At 37.0% G+C, this 16,982-nt stretch carries 16 protein-coding genes; 15 read left to right on the forward strand and 1 reads right to left on the reverse strand.

Annotated features, from left to right (window positions below):
* The first annotated feature begins 41 nt into the window (after nt 1-41).
* The 15 genes from KO527_RS07545 to KO527_RS07615 all read left to right on the forward strand — a co-directional run bounded on the left by KO527_RS07545 (nt 42) and on the right by KO527_RS07615 (nt 15,981).
* Nucleotides 42-344: a BolA/IbaG family iron-sulfur metabolism protein gene (locus tag KO527_RS07545; protein WP_216039712.1), complete on the forward strand. Its 303-nt coding sequence runs from the start codon at nt 42-44 to the stop codon at nt 342-344.
* Nucleotides 345-460: 116 nt separating this feature from the next.
* On the forward strand, nt 461-982 hold the full coding sequence (locus KO527_RS07550; RefSeq protein ID WP_216039713.1) for a TRAP transporter small permease subunit: 522 nt from the start codon (nt 461-463) through the stop codon (nt 980-982).
* 15 nt (nt 983-997) lie between these two features.
* Nucleotides 998-2,377 (forward strand): TRAP transporter large permease subunit, encoded by a 1,380-nt coding sequence (locus tag KO527_RS07555; RefSeq protein WP_216039714.1) that lies wholly within the window; start codon nt 998-1,000, stop codon nt 2,375-2,377.
* A gap of 165 nt (nt 2,378-2,542) precedes the next feature.
* A complete protein-coding gene (dctP, locus tag KO527_RS07560; protein ID WP_216039715.1) occupies nt 2,543-3,646 on the forward strand; it encodes a TRAP transporter substrate-binding protein DctP in 1,104 nt (367 codons plus the stop codon).
* A 216-nt stretch (nt 3,647-3,862) separates the two neighbouring features.
* Nucleotides 3,863-5,053, forward strand: coding sequence for an enoyl-ACP reductase FabV (gene fabV / locus KO527_RS07565; RefSeq protein ID WP_216039716.1), 1,191 nt, complete (start codon nt 3,863-3,865; stop codon nt 5,051-5,053).
* A 565-nt stretch (nt 5,054-5,618) separates the two neighbouring features.
* Nucleotides 5,619-6,962: a Na(+)-translocating NADH-quinone reductase subunit A gene (locus KO527_RS07570; RefSeq protein ID WP_216039717.1), complete on the forward strand. Its 1,344-nt coding sequence runs from the start codon at nt 5,619-5,621 to the stop codon at nt 6,960-6,962.
* Nucleotides 6,963-6,964: 2 nt separating this feature from the next.
* Nucleotides 6,965-8,167 carry an NADH:ubiquinone reductase (Na(+)-transporting) subunit B gene (locus tag KO527_RS07575; RefSeq protein WP_216039718.1) on the forward strand — a complete coding sequence of 401 codons (1,203 nt, stop codon included), beginning with the start codon at nt 6,965-6,967 and terminating at the stop codon, nt 8,165-8,167.
* Nucleotides 8,160-8,909 carry a Na(+)-translocating NADH-quinone reductase subunit C gene (locus KO527_RS07580; protein ID WP_216039719.1) on the forward strand — a complete coding sequence of 250 codons (750 nt, stop codon included), beginning with the start codon at nt 8,160-8,162 and terminating at the stop codon, nt 8,907-8,909. Before KO527_RS07575 ends, KO527_RS07580 begins: the two co-directional genes overlap by 8 nt.
* Nucleotides 8,909-9,538: an NADH:ubiquinone reductase (Na(+)-transporting) subunit D gene (locus KO527_RS07585; RefSeq protein WP_216039720.1), complete on the forward strand. Its 630-nt coding sequence runs from the start codon at nt 8,909-8,911 to the stop codon at nt 9,536-9,538. The genes KO527_RS07580 and KO527_RS07585 overlap by 1 nt, the downstream gene beginning before the upstream one ends.
* Before the next feature lie 10 nt (nt 9,539-9,548).
* Nucleotides 9,549-10,157 carry an NADH:ubiquinone reductase (Na(+)-transporting) subunit E gene (gene nqrE / locus KO527_RS07590; RefSeq protein WP_216039721.1) on the forward strand — a complete coding sequence of 203 codons (609 nt, stop codon included), beginning with the start codon at nt 9,549-9,551 and terminating at the stop codon, nt 10,155-10,157.
* 14 nt (nt 10,158-10,171) lie between these two features.
* Entirely contained in the window at nt 10,172-11,398 is a 1,227-nt protein-coding gene (nqrF, locus tag KO527_RS07595) for an NADH:ubiquinone reductase (Na(+)-transporting) subunit F (RefSeq protein WP_216039722.1), read from the forward strand.
* 276 nt (nt 11,399-11,674) lie between these two features.
* Nucleotides 11,675-12,652, forward strand: coding sequence for an FAD:protein FMN transferase (locus KO527_RS07600; RefSeq protein ID WP_252733553.1), 978 nt, complete (start codon nt 11,675-11,677; stop codon nt 12,650-12,652).
* A gap of 135 nt (nt 12,653-12,787) precedes the next feature.
* Nucleotides 12,788-13,000, forward strand: a complete 213-nt coding sequence (gene nqrM / locus KO527_RS07605; protein WP_216039724.1) for a (Na+)-NQR maturation NqrM — start codon at nt 12,788-12,790, stop codon at nt 12,998-13,000.
* Nucleotides 13,001-13,247: 247 nt separating this feature from the next.
* Complete coding sequence (dinB, locus tag KO527_RS07610) at nt 13,248-14,300, forward strand: DNA polymerase IV (RefSeq protein WP_216039725.1); 1,053 nt, start codon at nt 13,248-13,250, stop codon at nt 14,298-14,300.
* Nucleotides 14,301-14,436: 136 nt separating this feature from the next.
* Nucleotides 14,437-15,981, forward strand: a complete 1,545-nt coding sequence (locus tag KO527_RS07615) for a leucyl aminopeptidase family protein (protein WP_216039726.1) — start codon at nt 14,437-14,439, stop codon at nt 15,979-15,981.
* A 64-nt stretch (nt 15,982-16,045) separates the two neighbouring features.
* Here the strand turns inward: KO527_RS07615 and KO527_RS07620 are convergent, their stop codons facing one another.
* A complete protein-coding gene (locus tag KO527_RS07620; protein ID WP_216039727.1) occupies nt 16,046-16,885 on the reverse strand; it encodes a LytTR family DNA-binding domain-containing protein in 840 nt (279 codons plus the stop codon).
* Nucleotides 16,886-16,982 lie beyond the last annotated feature (97 nt).

Consider the following 16,982-nt stretch of genomic DNA (forward strand, 5'->3'; position numbering starts at 1 on the left):
AAATAGATTTAGAATTTAGATTTAATATGAAAGGTTTAAGCATGCAAACTCAAATAGAACAAAAATTACTCGAGAATATGACATGTCAGCATTTAGTGGTGACTAATGAAAGTCATATGCATAGCGCAGGTACGGATTCTCATTTTAAAGTTGTGATAGTCAGTTCTGATTTTGAAGGTAAACGCCTATTACAAAGACACCGTGCTATTAACAAGGTACTTGCTGATGAACTCGCGAATCATATTCACGCATTAGCGCTTCATACTTATACTGAACATGAGTGGACTGAGCTAAATGAACAAGCACCATTATCTCCTAAATGTGCTGGCGGCTCTAAAAAATAGACTGTTTACTCCATATTAATGATTTCTATTTATATAACTCAAAAGAATAACAAAGGTTTATTCTAGGTTTGATAAATGTTAAATTCTCGCGATATATGAAAATTTATTATCGCGAGATGAATCACATTTTAACGAAAACACATCAAAAAATAGATCGATTCACAGAAGTTTTAGGCAATGCGATTGCTTGGTTTACCGCATTTATGGTGGTAATTATGTTATCCATCGTACTATTACGATACGGCTTTAATATTGGTTGGATTGCCATGCAGGAATCTGCCTTATATCTACACGCCTTTGTATTTATGCTGGGCTGCTCTTACACCTTAAAACATAACGGTCATGTAAGAGTGGATATTTTCTATCGTAATTTCAGCCCTAAAAAACAAGCCTGGGTTAATTTATTAGGATGTCTGCTGCTTTTAATCCCTGTTACCATTTTTATATCAGTAATGAGCTTTGATTATGTTGCGAGCTCGTGGCGCGTAATGGAAGGATCTCGTGAAGCAGGCGGTTTACCTGGGGTATTCATCTTAAAGTCTTTGATCCCTTTATTATCTTTTACACTTATTATTCAAGCAATTTCAGAAATGCTAAAAGCCATTGAAATTATCCTTGGAAAATCGCAAATTAATTAATCAGGAGTTAAGACCATGGAGTATATGGCCTTATATTTATTTATTGCAGTTTGCCTTGTTTTATTAATAGGCTTTCCAGTCGCGTTTTCTTTAGCTGGAACTGCATTGGCTTTTGCTGGTATTGGCATGCTGATAGGGCACTTTGATGCGTCATTTTTACATGCTATCCCTAATCGCTTATTTGGCATTGTTTCAAATACAATTTTAATGGCAGTCCCGCTGTTTATATTTATGGGCGTCATGCTCGAAAAATCGAAAGTAGCTGAGAACTTATTAGATGCAATGGCATTGATGATGGGGAAAACTAAAGCGGGCATGGGAATCGCTGTCACTTTAGTAGGTATGTTATTAGCGGCAAGTACAGGTATTGTTGGCGCAACCGTTGTTACTATGGGGCTGTTAGCTTTACCTACCATGTTAAAGCGTGGTTATAGTGCGCAATATAGCTCTGGGATTATTGCGGCAACAGGCTCTTTAGGGCAAATTATTCCCCCTTCAATTGCGTTAGTCTTATTAGGTGATGTGCTTTCAAGTAGCTATCAGCAAGCCCAGCTTAATATGGGCATATTTTCTCCGGAAACGATTTCAATTGCTGATTTGTTTGCCGGAGCGATGATCCCGGGGCTAATTTTAGTCTTGCTTTATATTATTTATTCTTTTGTTTTAGCTATTTTTAAACCTGAGCAAGTACCTTGTTTATTAGATGAAGATATTGAATATATTAAAAGTAGAAAATCAGTGGGTGTTTTTGCTGCTTTAGTCCCGCCTTTATTACTGATTTTTTGTGTGCTCGGCTCTATTTTATTTGGTGTGGCAACGCCGACTGAAGCCGCTGGAGTAGGGGCTTTTGGTGCCTCTATTTTAGCTATTTGGCAAAAACAATTTACCTTAGTGAACTTGCAAGATGTGATGCGTCAAACTTTAAAAATAACGGCTATGGTATTTATGATTTTAATTGGTGCTTCCATTTTTTCATTGGTATTTAGAGGTTTTGGCGGCGAAGAGTTAATCGCAGGTTTTTTTGAGCAATTACCTGGTGGCGTTGTATCTGCTGTATTAATAGTAATGCTCGTGATGTTTTTATTAGGTTTTATTCTTGATTTTATTGAAATTACATTTGTTGTAGTACCAATTGTTGCGCCTATATTACTGATGATGGGTGTTGACCCTATTTGGTTGGGTATAATGATAGCTGTAAATTTACAAACTTCATTTTTAACACCGCCGTTTGGTTTTGCATTGTTTTATTTGCGAGGCGTAGCGCCAAAGTCAGTTTTAACATCTGATATATATAAAGGGGTGATCCCATTTATTATCATGCAACTGTTTCTCTTGATTTTAATGTCGGTTTATCCGAAAGTAGTCACTTGGCTTCCGGATTTGTTATACCCTTAGTGATTAATAATATGGGAACAAATTCGTAATTATTTAAAAAACAACAATGATAAAACATTAAATAATCAATAAATTGCATTAAATTGAAGATGAATGATGGATATATTTATTTTTAATTAGTTTAGCTAAATTATTGAATCCAAATTTTAAGGGAGAAAATCAGAAATGAAATTGATTAAAAAGGCTGTTTTAGCGAGCCTTGTAAGTATGTTGATGTTGGGCTGTTCTGATAAAAATAATAATTCAAATCAGCAAGTTCAACCTCAAGCAGTTCAAGAACAACAAAAATTTAATTGGAAGCTTGTTACTAGTTGGCCTAAAAATTACCCAGGGCTTGGCACAGCACCTGAAAGATTTGCTAAAAATGTTAATTTAATGAGCAATGGCAGATTAACCGTTAAAGTATATGGAGCAGGGGAGTTAGTTCCGGGTTTTGAAGTATTTGATACTGTTTCTGCAGGTACTGCACAGATGGGCCATAGTGCTGCTTATTATTGGAAAGGAAAATTACCTGCAGCGCAATTTTTTACTGCGATTCCTTTTGGTATGAACGCCCAAGAAATGAACGGTTGGTTACATCACGGTGGTGGTATGGATTTATGGCAAGATTTATATAAACCGTATAACTTGATCCCAGCGGCAGGTGGCAATACAGGTGTTCAAATGGCAGGTTGGTTTAAAAAAGAAATCAACACTGTTGAAGACTTAAAAGGTCTGAAAATGCGTATTCCTGGTTTAGGCGGTGAAGTACTTAAAAAGTTAGGTGGCTTGCCAGTATCATTAACGGGTGGTGAATTATTTACATCATTACAAACGGGCGCCATTGATGCGACTGAATGGGTTGGACCATATAATGACCTTGCATTTGGTTTAAATAAAGCCGCAGAATTTTATTATTATTCAGGTTGGCATGAGCCTGGGGCAAACCTTGAATTTTTAGTTAATCAAGATGCGTTTAATGAATTACCTAAAGACTTGCAAGCAATTGTAACAGCGGCAATGCGTGTTGCTAATACTGATATGCTTGATGAATATACAGCGCGTAATAATGATGCTTTAGAGCAATTAGTAAATAAACATGATGTTCAATTGAGAAAATTCTCACCAGAAATCATGGCTGCATTAAAGCAAGGCATGAATGAAGTAATGCAAGACCAAATTGCGGCAGATCCTAAAATGAAAGAAATATGGCAGTCTTATCACTCTTTTTATACGCAAGCTAAGTCTTATCATGATATTTCTGAGAAAGAGTATTATTTAAACCGATAATAAACTTGCTGCGCAGCTTTATAAAGTAACTGCGCAGCAAAACAATTTACTACTGCGAACCAAATTAATTGAGATCAACTTTCTGAGAAAGGACGCTGTTGTAGCAAACTGGTAAGATGATTCTAATAAAGCTAACACATCCGACCTGTTTAACAGATTTAAGCGTTAAACTAGCACCTAATTTACTGAACAATTTAATAAGTATGGAATAATAATATGGTCATTAAGCCTAAAATCCGTGGATTCATCTGCACTAACGCACATCCAGCTGGTTGTGCAGAACATGTAAACGAACAAATAGCATATGTAAAATCTAATGGTCCAGTTGAAAATGGTCCTAAAAATGTTTTAGTGATAGGCGCGTCAACTGGTTATGGTTTGGCTTCTCGTATAACTGCTACTTTTGGTTCAGGGGCAAATACATTAGGTATTTTCTTTGAAAAAGAAGGCACTGAAAAGCGTACAGGTTCTGCAGGTTGGTATAATTCAGCTGCATTTCATACTGAAGCTAAAAAAGCAGGCGTATGGGCTAAAAGTATTAATGGCGATGCATTCTCTGATGAGATTAAAGCTAAAACAATTGAAACAATTAAAGCTGAAATGGGCAAAATTGATTTAGTTATTTATTCTTTAGCATCTCCACGTCGTACAGATCCAAAAACAGGTGAAGTACATACATCTACCTTAAAGCCAATTGGTCAAGAAGTTACAACTAAAAACCTTAATACATCTAAGCGTATTATTGATTCAGTGACTGTTGAAGCTGCGAACGAAGATGAAATTGCCAATACTGTAAAAGTAATGGGCGGTGAAGATTGGGAATTATGGTTAGAAGCTTTAAATGATGCTGATGTATTAGCTGATAACTTTAAAACAACTGCATATACTTATATTGGTAAAGAGTTAACTTGGCCTATCTATGGTCATGCAACGATTGGTAAAGCAAAAGAAGATTTAGATCGCGCAGCGGGTGCAATTAAAGCATTAACTGCTGATAAAAAAGGTGAAGCGTATGTTTCTTCACTTAATGCTGTTGTGACACAAGCAAGTTCTGCAATTCCAATTATGCCACTATATATTTCTGCTTTATTTAAAGTAATGAAAGCTGATGGTACTTATGAGGGCACTATTGAGCAGATTGATAGCTTATTCAGAGAAAACCTATTTGGTGCAACACCGCGTTTTGATGCAGATGGTCACTTATTCCAAAACTATAAAGAACTGGAAGATGATGTACAGCAGCGCGTGCAAAAAGTATGGGATACAGTAGACACTGATACAATTGATGAGCTAACTGATTACATTGGTTACCATAATGAGTTTTTACGCTTATTCGGCTTTGGCATTGATGCTATAGATTACGATGATGATGTGAACCCAGTAGCTGTTATTGAGCAAATGGTATAACTATCGGCTTTAGCTTGGTTAATTAAATCAAGCCATTAAGAAATACATAAGCCGCCTACCTTAAATTAAGGTAGGCGGTTTTTTTTACTTTAAATTTAGTTTTGTTAAATTTGAAAGGTAATTCAAAGAAAAGGTTAACTGGGGAAAATATTTTACCTTAAAGTTTAGATTTTATGTTGAATGAAAATATTTCACTATTCACTGCTAGTTGATAATGGTTATCAACTATGGGGCTGAATCGTATGTTTTTAGATAAAAAAGACTATTTTTTAGACTTTAGTCTATGCTTAATTATTGGATGAAAATCAACCTATTTTGATTTTGTTCTAATTTAGTTAATTTGTAAGCATTAATTTCAAATATGCCCTCGCAAAGACTAGGGTTTTAATGCTAAAATCCCGCAAATTATTTTAGTTTCGCTGTGTAGTCTTTTCTTGTTTGAAATTTAAAACTTCAAATGAGGCACCTTTACGGGAGCTTATAAAAAGTTGGGTTGCTTTTTTAAGTTAGATTACGTGGCCGGTTAGATGAACAGTTTCTTTCCTTTAATGTAATGCAAGTGTCTATGATCAATATAAAAAAAGGTCTGGATCTTCCAATAGAAGGTGCACCACAGCAAGTAATTCATGACGGTTCTGCCGTTAAACGAGTTGCAGTGCTTGGTGAGGAATTTATTGGAATGCGTCCGTCCATGCAAGTTCGATTGGGTGACCAAGTCAAAAAAGGCCAAGTTCTTTTTTCAGATAAAAAGACTCCTGGCGTAAAATTCACAGCAACAGCTTCGGGTGTTGTTAAAGAGATTAACCGTGGTGCAAAGCGTGTTTTGCAATCAGTTGTTATCGAAGTCGATGGCAATGAGCAAATCACTTTTGACTCTTTCAGTTTAGATTCGCTTGCGACTCTAGATCGTGAAAAAGTTCAAAATGTACTTGTTGAATCGGGACAGTGGACAGCAATGCGCACTAGACCATTCAGTAAAGTGCCTGCTTTGGATGCAACGCCTAATTCAATCTTTGTAACCGCTATGGATACTAATCCATTAGCCGCTGATCCAGTTGTTGTGATCGGTGAAAATAGTGAAGCTTTTGAAGCTGGACTATCTGTGGTTTCACGTTTGACTGATGGTAAGGTTTTTGTCTGTAAACTAGCTGGAACATCAATTCCAAACTCTTCAGTTGCTTCTGTTGAAGTAAAAGAGTTTGCAGGTGTTCACCCAGCAGGTTTAGTTGGCACTCATATCCATCACTTAGATGCTGCATCTGCAAGCAAACAAGTATGGCACTTAGGTTACCAAGATGTTATTGCATTTGGTAAGCTTTTCCTTACTGGTGAAATTTTCACTGACCGTGTTATCTCAGTTGCAGGTCCTGCAGTGAAGAACCCACGTTTAGTTAAAACTCAACTAGGTGCTAACCTTGATGATTTAGTTAGTGGTGAATTAGAAGACGGCGAAAACCGTGTTATTTCTGGTTCAGTATTATCTGGTTCTACGGCAAGCGGCGTGCATGCGTACCTTGGTCGTTACCATAATCAAGTATCAGTATTAGCTGAAGGTCGTGAAAAAGAATTATTCGGTTGGATCGCTCCAGGTTCGAAAAAATTCTCTGTAACACGTACTTTCTTATCTCATTTATCTCCTAAGCGTCTGTTTAATATGACGACGTCTACTGGTGGTTCTGAGCGTTCTATGGTGCCAATCGGTAACTATGAGCGAGTAATGCCGTTAGATATCCTTCCGACTCATTTATTACGTGATTTAATTGTACGTGATCTTGATAGTGCAGTTTCTTTAGGTGCACTTGAATTAGATGAAGAAGATTTAGCGTTATGTACTTTCGTTTGCCCAGGTAAATACGAATATGGCGTAATTCTTCGTGATTGCCTGAATACAATCGAGAAGGAAGGCTAATAATGAGCTTAAAGAATTATTTAGAAAAAATCGAACCTAACTTTGAGCCAGGTGGAAAATACGAAAAATGGTTTGTGCTTTACGAAGCAGCTGCAACTATTTTTTACACGCCAGGTTTTGTAACTAAAAATGGTTCTCACGTACGTGATAATATCGATCTTAAACGTATTATGATCTTAGTTTGGATGGCAACATTCCCAGCTATGTTTTTTGGTATGTTCAACATTGGTCATCAAGCTGCTGACGCACTTGCTGGCGGCGCTGTTTTAGCTGATAGCTGGCAGGTTGGCCTGTTCCAAATGTTAGGTGGTGAGCTAACCTCATCTTCTGCTTGGGGCGCCAAAATGTTCTATGGTGCATGTTTCTTCTTACCTATCTACGCAACTATCTTTGCGGTAGGTGGTTTTTGGGAAGTGATTTTTGCGGGTATTCGTAAACATGAAGTAAATGAAGGTTTCTTTGTTACTTCTGTATTGTTTGCGCTAATTCTTCCTGCAACAATTCCATTATGGCAAGTAGCCCTTGGTATTACTTTTGGTGTTGTAATCGCTAAAGAAGTATTTGGTGGTACAGGTCGTAACTTCTTAAACCCTGCATTAGCGGGCCGTGCATTCTTATTCTTTGCATACCCAGCAGCAATTTCAGGCGATACAGTTTGGACTGCAGTAGATAACTTCTCTGGCGCAACTATGCTTGCACAAGGTGTTATGGGTTCAATTGATTTCTCTAACATGGATTTATGGTTCAATGCTTTTTACGGCTTTGTAGCTGGTTCAGTTGGTGAAACTTCTACGCTTGCACTTGCGATTGGTGGTTTATTCTTAATGTATGTTCGTATTGCATCATGGCGCATCGTGTCTGGTGTAATGATCGGCATGATCGCAACATCTTTACTATTAAATGCAGTAGGTTCTGAAACGAATCAAATGTTTGCTATGCCTTGGCATTGGCATTTAGTACTAGGTGGCTTTGCTTTTGGTATGTTCTTCATGGCAACAGACCCAGTATCAGCATCATTTACTGATACAGGTAAATGGTACTACGGTGCTTTAATTGGTTTTATGGTTGTGATGATCCGTGTTGTAAACCCTGCATATCCAGAAGGTATGATGTTAGCAATTCTTTTCGCTAACTTGTTTGCACCGTTATTCGATCACTTCGTTGTACAGTCGAATATCAAACGGAGGTTAGCACGCAATGTCTAGTAATAAAGAAACAATCGGTAAAACGCTTGGTGTTGTAGTTGGGTTATGTTTAGTGTGTGCTGTTTTAGTATCTACTGCTGCAGTTCAACTTCGTCCACTACAAGATATAAATAAAGCGATAGATGTTCAAACTAATATCTTAGCTGCTGCTGGCATTGAAGTTAAAGATGGTGCTGATATTCAGGCTGTTTTTGGTGAGAATGTTGAAGCTAAAGTAGTTAACATGAAAACTGGTAAGTTTGTTGATACAGATCCAAATAGCTTTGATTTTGAAAAAAGCAAATTTGATGCAAAAATCAGTTTCAAACTTGATAAGCAAACAGACATTGCTGGTATTCAGCGTATGACTACAGAGTCACCTGTTTATTTTGCTAAAGAAAACGGCAAAGTAAGCACAATCATTTTACCTGTACAAGGTTATGGTTTATGGGGTGTGATGTTTGGTTTTATCGCGTTAGATGTTAATACTACAACGGTTAAAAACATTAACTTTTATAAGCACAATGAAACTCCAGGCTTAGGCGGCGAGATTCAAAATCCTAAATGGGTTGCAACTTGGGCTGGTAAACAGCTTCCTGTTGATGTACTTAAAGGTTACACAGGTAATGAAGTTAATAAGGTTGATGGCCTTTCAGGTGCAACTTTAACTTCAATTGGTGTTGATAATACGTTTAAATTCTGGACAGGTGAAAACGGCTTTGGTCCTTTCCTTGCAGAAGTTCGTAAAGGAGCGTTGAACTAATGGCTGATTCTAAAGAAATCAAACAGGCGCTACTTGGCCCTGTATTTGCTAACAACCCAATTGCATTACAAGTACTTGGTGTTTGTTCTGCGTTAGCGGTAACTTCAAGCCTTAAAAATGCTTTGATCATGACTATGGCTGTAATGATTGTTACTGCATTTTCAAGCATGTTTATTTCAATGTTACGTAACCACATACCTTCAAGTGTACGTATTATTGTTCAAATGACGATTATCGCTTCAGTTGTAATCATCGTTGACCAAGTATTACAAGCTTACTCTTATGCAACTGCAAAAGAGCTGTCTGTATTTGTTGGCCTAATCATTACTAACTGTATTGTAATGGGTCGTGCAGAAGCTTACGCAATGAAAACTGGTCCTATGATGTCATTTGTTGATGGTCTAGGTAATGGTTTAGGTTACGGCGTAGTATTATTAACTGTTGGTTTTATTCGTGAACTATTCGGTAAAGGAACATTATTTGATGTTTCAATTATTCCATTAGTTGCAGACGGTGGTTGGTACCATCCTATGGGTCTATTGATCTTACCACCAAGTTCTTTCTTCATTATTGGTTTATTCATATGGGTACTACGTACTTATAAGAAAGACCAAGTAGAAAAGGCTTAAGGGGATAATAATGGAACATTATATTAGTTTATTTGTAAAAGCGGTTTTCATTGAAAACTTAGCATTATCATTCTTCCTAGGTATGTGTACTTTCTTAGCCGTGTCTAAAAAAGTAACTACTGCAATTGGTCTTGGTGTAGCGGTAATCTTTGTATTAGGTATCGCTGTTCCGGTAAATAACTTAGTTTACCACGCTGTTTTAGCACCGGGTTCTCTTGAATGGTTAGGTTACCCTGAAGCTGATTTAAGCTTCTTACGTTACTTAACTTTTATCGGTGTAATTGCTGCTTTAGTACAAATTGTTGAAATGGCATTAGATAACTTCTTCCCTGCGTTATATAACGCACTAGGTATCTTCTTACCACTTATCACTGTTAACTGTGCAATCTTTGGTGCGGTAGCATTCATGGTTGAACGTAACTATAACTTTGGTGAGTCAGTGGTATACGGTATTGGTGCTGGTGTTGGTTGGGCGCTTGCGATTGCTACTTTAGCTGGTATTCGTGAAAAGATGAAATATTCTGATATCCCTGATGGTCTTCGTGGCTTAGGTATTACTTTCATCACCGTTGGTCTTATGGGTCTTGGCTTTATGTCATTCTCAGGTATTTCACTTTAAGGGGCGATAGATAAATGGAGATTATTCTTCTAGGCGTAGGTATGTTCACCGCTATCGTGGTACTACTTGTTTTAGTTATATTAATGGCAAAAGCAAAATTAGTTCCTAGTGGTGATATCACAATCGGTATCAATGAAGATGCTGATAAAGCAATTAAAACAACTGCAGGCAGTAAATTATTAGGTGCATTAGCCGATTCAGGTATATTTGTATCTTCAGCTTGTGGTGGCGGTGGCTCTTGTGGTCAGTGTCGTGTAAACATTAAGTCTGGTGGTGGTGATATTCTACCTACTGAACTTGATCATATTACTAAAGGTGAAGCGAGAGAAGGTTGTCGTTTAGCTTGTCAGGTTAATGTTAAACGTGACATGGAAATCGAACTTGAAGAAGAGATCTTTGGCGTTAAAAGATGGGAATGTGAAGTTATCTCTAACGATAACCAAGCTACTTTCATCAAAGAGCTTAAGCTTGCGATTCCTGATGGTGAGTCTGTTCCGTTCCGTGCCGGTGGTTATATTCAAATTGAAGCGCCTGCGCATCATGTGAAATATGCTGACTTTGATATTCCAGCTGAATATCGTGGTGATTGGGAACACTTTGGTTTCTTTAACTTAGAATCAAAAGTAGACGAAGAAACGATCCGTGCATACTCTATGGCGAACTACCCAGATGAAGCGGGTATCATAATGCTTAACGTACGTATCGCGTCGCCTCCACCAAGAGATTTATCTTTACCATGTGGTAAAATGTCTTCTTTCATTTTTAACCTTAAAGCGGGTGATAAAGTGACTATTTCAGGTCCTTTCGGTGAGTTCTTCGCCAAAGAAACTGAAAATGAGATGATTTTTGTTGGTGGTGGTGCTGGTATGGCGCCAATGCGTTCACATATCTTTGATCAACTTAAACGTTTAAAATCTAAGCGTAAGATGAGCTTCTGGTATGGTGCGCGTTCTGTTCGCGAGATGTTCTATATAGAAGATTTTGATGGACTAGCTGCTGAAAACACTAACTTTGAGTGGCATTGTGCACTTTCAGATCCTCAACCAGAGGACAACTGGACGGGTTACACTGGTTTCATTCATAATGTTCTTTTAGAAAACTACTTAAAAGATCATGAAGCACCAGAAGATTGTGAGTTCTACATGTGTGGTCCTCCAATGATGAATGCAGCTGTTATCAGCATGCTTAAAGAGCTTGGTGTTGAAGATGAAAATATCTTACTTGATGACTTTGGTGGTTAAGTAAAACACGCAACTAAAGCGACTATTAATTAGAAGCTTATAGTTTGAAGCTATAAAAAAGCTTGTTACTGGTTTATACTGGTAGCAAGCTTTTTTTATGTGAAAAATTAAGTGATTTCTAAATAAATTAATACAAAATAATTAATTTATGTTCCATAAATTAGAACTTAATCGACAATTAAATTGGAAATATTGATGGACTCTTACATCTTTAATAAACAAGTATTCAATAAAAAATGGATTTTTAGTTTTTTCTTGGTTTTTTCACTCTTTTTAATGTTGGGCTGTGAACCAAATAATAAAGATACAAAGTATCAAGAAGTATTGCTACAAGGTAAAACAATGGGCACAACATTTACAGTTAAAGTATTTGTACCAGAATCAGAAGTGCAGTCATTAACTTTATTTTCAGATGTACAAGATTTATTGGCTGATATCAATCAATCTATGTCTACTTATATTGAAAATTCTGAAATAAGCCAATTTAATCGTTTAGAAGCCAATACGATTTTCCCTCTATCAGCCGATTTTAGAACTGTTATGGCTGAGTCAATTCGATTAGGTAATAGTACTAAAACCTTAGATGTAACCATGGGGCCATTAATTGACTTGTGGGGGTTTGGGCCAGATAAACAGCCAACAAAAGTACCAACAGGTGAACAGCTGCAAACAATTAAAGATAAAATGGGTGTTGATAAATTAGCACTATCAACTGCCGGTTTAACAAAATCTATTCAAGAATTAGAGCTAAGCTTTTCAGCAATCGCTAAAGGTTTTGGTGTAGATAAAGTAGCTGAATTATTAGAAGAAAATGGTTATACCAATTATATGGTTGAAATTGGTGGTGAGCTTAGATTAAGTGGCTCTAAACCAGATGGAAAATTATGGGCAATTGCCATAGAGCAGCCAGATCCTGCATTATTACAACGCGCTGTGCATAGAACTTTAAAGTTAAGTACTATCAGTGTCGCAACCTCGGGTGACTACCGCATATTTTACGAATTAGAAGGTGAAACTTTCGCACATATTATTAGCCCTGAAACAGGAAAACCAATTAAACAAGATTTAGTATCAGTAACTGTTTTACACCCTTCGTCAATGACAGCAGATGCATTAGCAACGGCTTTAACTGTGATGGGCACTGAAAAGGCAAAAATATATGCAGAAGAAAATGATATTGCTGTATATCTTATTAGTAAAACAACAGAGGGGCTAAAACCATATTCAAGCCCTAAGTTTGCACCTTACTTATAAAATACTAAAGTAGCGTGGTTTTTAACCGCGCTTATTTAAGCTAAGTTTGAATTACTATAGTTATTGTTTTTTACTCCCTGTATAATACGCCACGAAATTTAGCTTTTTCAATTTAGTGATTTTAGGGGCCTAGTTATGTCACTTTTTATTCTTACATTTGTTTTACTCGTAATTGTTGCAGCAGCGATGGCTGTAGGTATGATGGTTAAAAATAAAGCTATGGCAAGTAGCTGTGGCGGTTTAGGTGCCATGGGTATTGAAAAAGCGTGTGATTGTGATGATCCTTGTGATCGTCGTAAAGAACGCATGGCAAAAGAGCAATCTTGGAAAGATAATCAAATACTTTAGTTTAAAACTAAAGTTTGCGCATTTAACCTCGTTTATCGAGGTTTTTTTGTGCCTGGGGTTTATTATGCCAATCCCAATAGCCCGCTATTGCTCAATCAAGCGCCTTACTCTTGAAAATTTATCCTAATTTATATTAGCTCACTAACTTAATGGAATTGGTATGAAATTAAACATCAATTTACAATTAGAAATTTAAAATATTCATATTAAAATTGACACTGTATAAATAAACAGTAAAAATATGTATATGAAAAAATTTATACATATAGACATGGATTGTTTTTACGCTGCTGTTGAAATGCGCGACAATCCTGCTTTGCGTGACGTACCTTTAGCGATAGGAGGTAAAAGCCGAAGAGGGGTTATTTCTACCTCTAACTATATTGCCCGTCAATATGGTGTGCGCTCTGCTATGTCTAACTATAAAGCGCTACAATTATGCCCTCATTTAGTATTAGTTCCTGGCCGAATGTCGGTATATAAAGATGCTTCAAATCAAATACGCGAAATATTTCATCAATATACTGATTTAGTTGAACCTCTTTCATTAGATGAAGCTTATTTAGATGTCACAGATTCCCCTCATTGTTCAGGCAGTGCCACGTTAATGGCACAAGAAATAAGACAAAAGATATTTGATAAAACAGGCTTAACGGCATCAGCAGGTGTGGCCCCAATCAAGTTTGTAGCCAAAATTGCCAGCGATGAAAATAAACCAAATGGACAATGTATTATCACACCCGATAAAATACCAGAATTTTTAGCGGTATTACCTTTAGGTAAAATACCTGGGGTAGGTAAAGTGACTCTTGAGCGTTTATCTGCCTTACAATTAAAAACGGGTAAAGACGTATTAGATAAAGGCGAAGATTGGATGTTACGCACTTTAAGTAATTTTGGTTATGACTTGTACCAAAAATGTGCGGGTAACTATCAAGGTAAAGTGCATACTGAGCGCGTAAGAAAATCCTTAAGTGTGGAACATACTTATGAATTTGATTTAGACACAGAGCAAGCATGTTTAGATAAATTACCTGGTTTATTAGATGAGTTGCAAAGGCGATTAGAGAAACAAAACTTAATCACCAGCATCAGTAAACTCAGTGTTAAAGTGAAGTTTTCTGATTTTGTATCTACAACTGCAGATCAAGTATCAGATGGTTTATCTATTGATGTATTCTCTGCTTTGCTAAAAAAAGCGTTTGCCAGAGGTAAATATAAAGGCGTAAGGCTACTAGGAGTTGGCGTAGGTATAAAATTAGATAAAGACACTGAAGGGCAGTTAAGTTTTGATTGTTAACCTTCATCCGTAAAGAGCGTTGTTTAACTAGGTTTACAGCTTAAGTAAACTCTCATTTAAAATCTCACTCGCTAAATTTAGGCGAATACAGTTTTCTGCTATACTGCTTTTCTCGTTCATTTCTTAGGTATTTTTAATGGCATTTCCAAGCCCAAATCCAATTTTAAATTTAGATGACGCTTTAAATAACACACAATATGATTCTTTGATTATTATTGCTGATGATTTCTCTAAAATTAACAATGAAGCACTTGTTCAAGCAACAACACAGTTAAGCGAAATTGATGCGCGTGTTGGCAATCAAGTGGTCGTGACTGTATGTGAATTTGCGCCAGGCAAACGTTTAATCTTAGTGCCTACTGGCAATTTAAATCGTGATTACGATGATGTAAGACGTTACTTTGATGCTACCAAAAAAGCTATTATCGAAGCCAAAGCATCTGGTAGTGTGAACCCTGTCATCTATTTAGCTGATAAACCATCAAGCGAGTTATTTGAACATGCATTAACTGTGTCTTATTTAGGTGCATGTCAAGCATTATGGCAGCCATTAGAGGCTAGAGAGCACTTAGGTGAATCAATTGAGCCTGTGCAAACAATTGGTCTTGTGGGCGCAACGCAACAAATATGTGATTACGCAAGTGCAATTTCTGCGGGCCAATATGCGGCTCGCGATTTATGTGGTACAGAGCCTGAGCGTATGGCTCCACCTAGATTTGCTGAGTATTGTGAAGCTTTGTTTGCAGATTCAAATGTTGAAGTTGAAGTGATTTCAGACTCTGATGTGATCAATAAAAATTACCCTATGATGGCAACGGTTGCGCGTGCTTCTATGCCGGTTGAGCGCCACCAACCACGTGTTGTTAAATTAACTTATACTCCAGAAGGTGAGGTTAATAAAACATTGATGTTTGTTGGTAAAGGTTTGGTTTATGATACAGGTGGTGCGGATTTAAAAGTAGGCGGTCACATGTCTGGCATGAGTCGAGATAAAGGCGGTGCTGCTTCAGTTGCGGGTTTTGTAAAATCTGTATCTGATTATCAAGCTAAAGGTGTTAAAGTTGTCGCCTTTTTAACTGTGGTACGTAACTCAATTGGTTCAGACTGTTTTGTTCCAGATGAAATTATCACGACCCGTGAAGGCGTTCGTGTTCGTATTGGTAATACAGATGCAGAAGGGCGTTTAGCGATGGGCGACTTATTAAGCGAAATTAAAGATTTAGCTAAAAATGAAGTAAACCCTGAGATATTCACTGTTGCGACGCTTACTGGGCATGCAGCACGTGCAATGGGTCCTTATTCTGCATTAGTAGAAAATGGCCCAGCTCGCAGTGCTAAAGTATCTCGTAATATTGCAGACAGTGGTGATTTATGGGCTGACGGTGCTGAAGTATCTCGTTCTCGTCGTGAAGATTATGATTTTATTCAACCGCATACGTTAGCTGATGATGTACTTTCTAGTAATAATGCGCCTTCTGCGGTAACTGCGCGTGGTCATCAATTCCCTATGGCATTTTTAGCAATTGCATCAGGACTTGACAAGCATGGTAATGATTCTGAGCAGCCGCTTCCATATGTGCATATTGATATAGCTGGCAGTGGTGTTGAAGGTGGTGATTGGCAGCATGGTAAGCCTACGGCTGCATCTGTTGCTAGCTTATTTGCAACCTATATTAAATAATCAGCTTTATATAATAGACTCATTAACAAGGGCTTATTTAAAGCCCTTGTTTATTGAACAAAAGTTAAATCATTTCCTTCACTTTAGCCAAATAGGTTTTTGAAACTGGCGCTAATAAGCCGTTCGTGAGTTTTAATAAGGTTTTTCTACCCTCTTTTTGCTCTTTTTCAATGGCATCTAGGGCAACCCACCAAGACCTATGAGTTTGCATTCCAGGATGTTCTTCAACAAAAGTCAGCGCATCTTTAAAACGCATTAATAATAAATGGCTGCCTTTATCCGTATGCACATTTAAATAATGATCATCCATTTCAAAGCAAATTAACTTGCCACGTTTTTCTATGGGTAATTTATTCATAAACTCTGTGAGTTTTTCATTTTTAATTAAGCTTACTGTCTGCTCCTGATTTTTAAGCTTATCGACTTGTTTATTTAATAATTCTTTTTGATTTTTAATATGGTTTTTAATTGCATTAGAAAAAGTAATAAACCCACCTATGATAAACGAGTGCGGTAATACCCTGGGTACTAAATCTAGATAGTTATCTTCTAACGCAAAGAAATAGATATTTACGATAGGCACAAAAAAGCTCATCACAATACAGGCTATAAATGCTGAACATGCTATTTTCATCCAGTGGTGTGGAAGGTATTTATCTGCATGTTTAGTAAGCCAAACTTGACCCCAAAAAATGATAGGCGCACAAATAATATAACCGCTAAAACAAATGACCAACCAGAAAGACCAAGTTGTTAACCAATGAATTTCATCCATACCAAAGGGGGCTAAAAAAGTGAGGAAACTGGCAATAATAAAAATAAGGCCAATATCAGATGCGATTTTTTTACCAGTAAAGGTTCTTTCTTCCAATTGATTTTTATGGGGTATTTCACGATTCGTCAAATTGACATACACCTTTTTTGCTCATTCTACGAATATTTAAACATGCTTTACGAAAAGCTGCTTTTATATTTTTGAACATCATTCTATCGTCTTTTCA

Source organism: Pseudoalteromonas sp. C2R02 (assembly GCF_018860845.1).
Taxonomy (GTDB): Bacteria; Pseudomonadota; Gammaproteobacteria; order Enterobacterales; family Alteromonadaceae; genus Pseudoalteromonas.

Excerpts from the sequence above, each read along its gene's own strand:
- KO527_RS07545 (WP_216039712.1), top strand. The coding sequence starts at position 42 with ATGCAAACTCAAATAGAACAAAAATTACTCGAGAATATGACATGTCAG.
- KO527_RS07550 (WP_216039713.1), top strand. The coding sequence starts at position 461 with ATGAATCACATTTTAACGAAAACACATCAAAAAATAGATCGATTCACA.
- KO527_RS07555 (WP_216039714.1), top strand. The coding sequence starts at position 998 with ATGGAGTATATGGCCTTATATTTATTTATTGCAGTTTGCCTTGTTTTA.
- dctP (WP_216039715.1), top strand. The coding sequence starts at position 2,543 with ATGAAATTGATTAAAAAGGCTGTTTTAGCGAGCCTTGTAAGTATGTTG.
- fabV (WP_216039716.1), top strand. The coding sequence starts at position 3,863 with ATGGTCATTAAGCCTAAAATCCGTGGATTCATCTGCACTAACGCACAT.
- KO527_RS07570 (WP_216039717.1), top strand. The coding sequence starts at position 5,619 with ATGATCAATATAAAAAAAGGTCTGGATCTTCCAATAGAAGGTGCACCA.
- KO527_RS07575 (WP_216039718.1), top strand. The coding sequence starts at position 6,965 with ATGAGCTTAAAGAATTATTTAGAAAAAATCGAACCTAACTTTGAGCCA.
- KO527_RS07580 (WP_216039719.1), top strand. The coding sequence starts at position 8,160 with ATGTCTAGTAATAAAGAAACAATCGGTAAAACGCTTGGTGTTGTAGTT.
- KO527_RS07585 (WP_216039720.1), top strand. The coding sequence starts at position 8,909 with ATGGCTGATTCTAAAGAAATCAAACAGGCGCTACTTGGCCCTGTATTT.
- nqrE (WP_216039721.1), top strand. The coding sequence starts at position 9,549 with ATGGAACATTATATTAGTTTATTTGTAAAAGCGGTTTTCATTGAAAAC.
- nqrF (WP_216039722.1), top strand. The coding sequence starts at position 10,172 with ATGGAGATTATTCTTCTAGGCGTAGGTATGTTCACCGCTATCGTGGTA.
- KO527_RS07600 (WP_252733553.1), top strand. The coding sequence starts at position 11,675 with ATGTTGGGCTGTGAACCAAATAATAAAGATACAAAGTATCAAGAAGTA.
- nqrM (WP_216039724.1), top strand. The coding sequence starts at position 12,788 with ATGTCACTTTTTATTCTTACATTTGTTTTACTCGTAATTGTTGCAGCA.
- dinB (WP_216039725.1), top strand. The coding sequence starts at position 13,248 with ATGAAAAAATTTATACATATAGACATGGATTGTTTTTACGCTGCTGTT.
- KO527_RS07615 (WP_216039726.1), top strand. The coding sequence starts at position 14,437 with ATGGCATTTCCAAGCCCAAATCCAATTTTAAATTTAGATGACGCTTTA.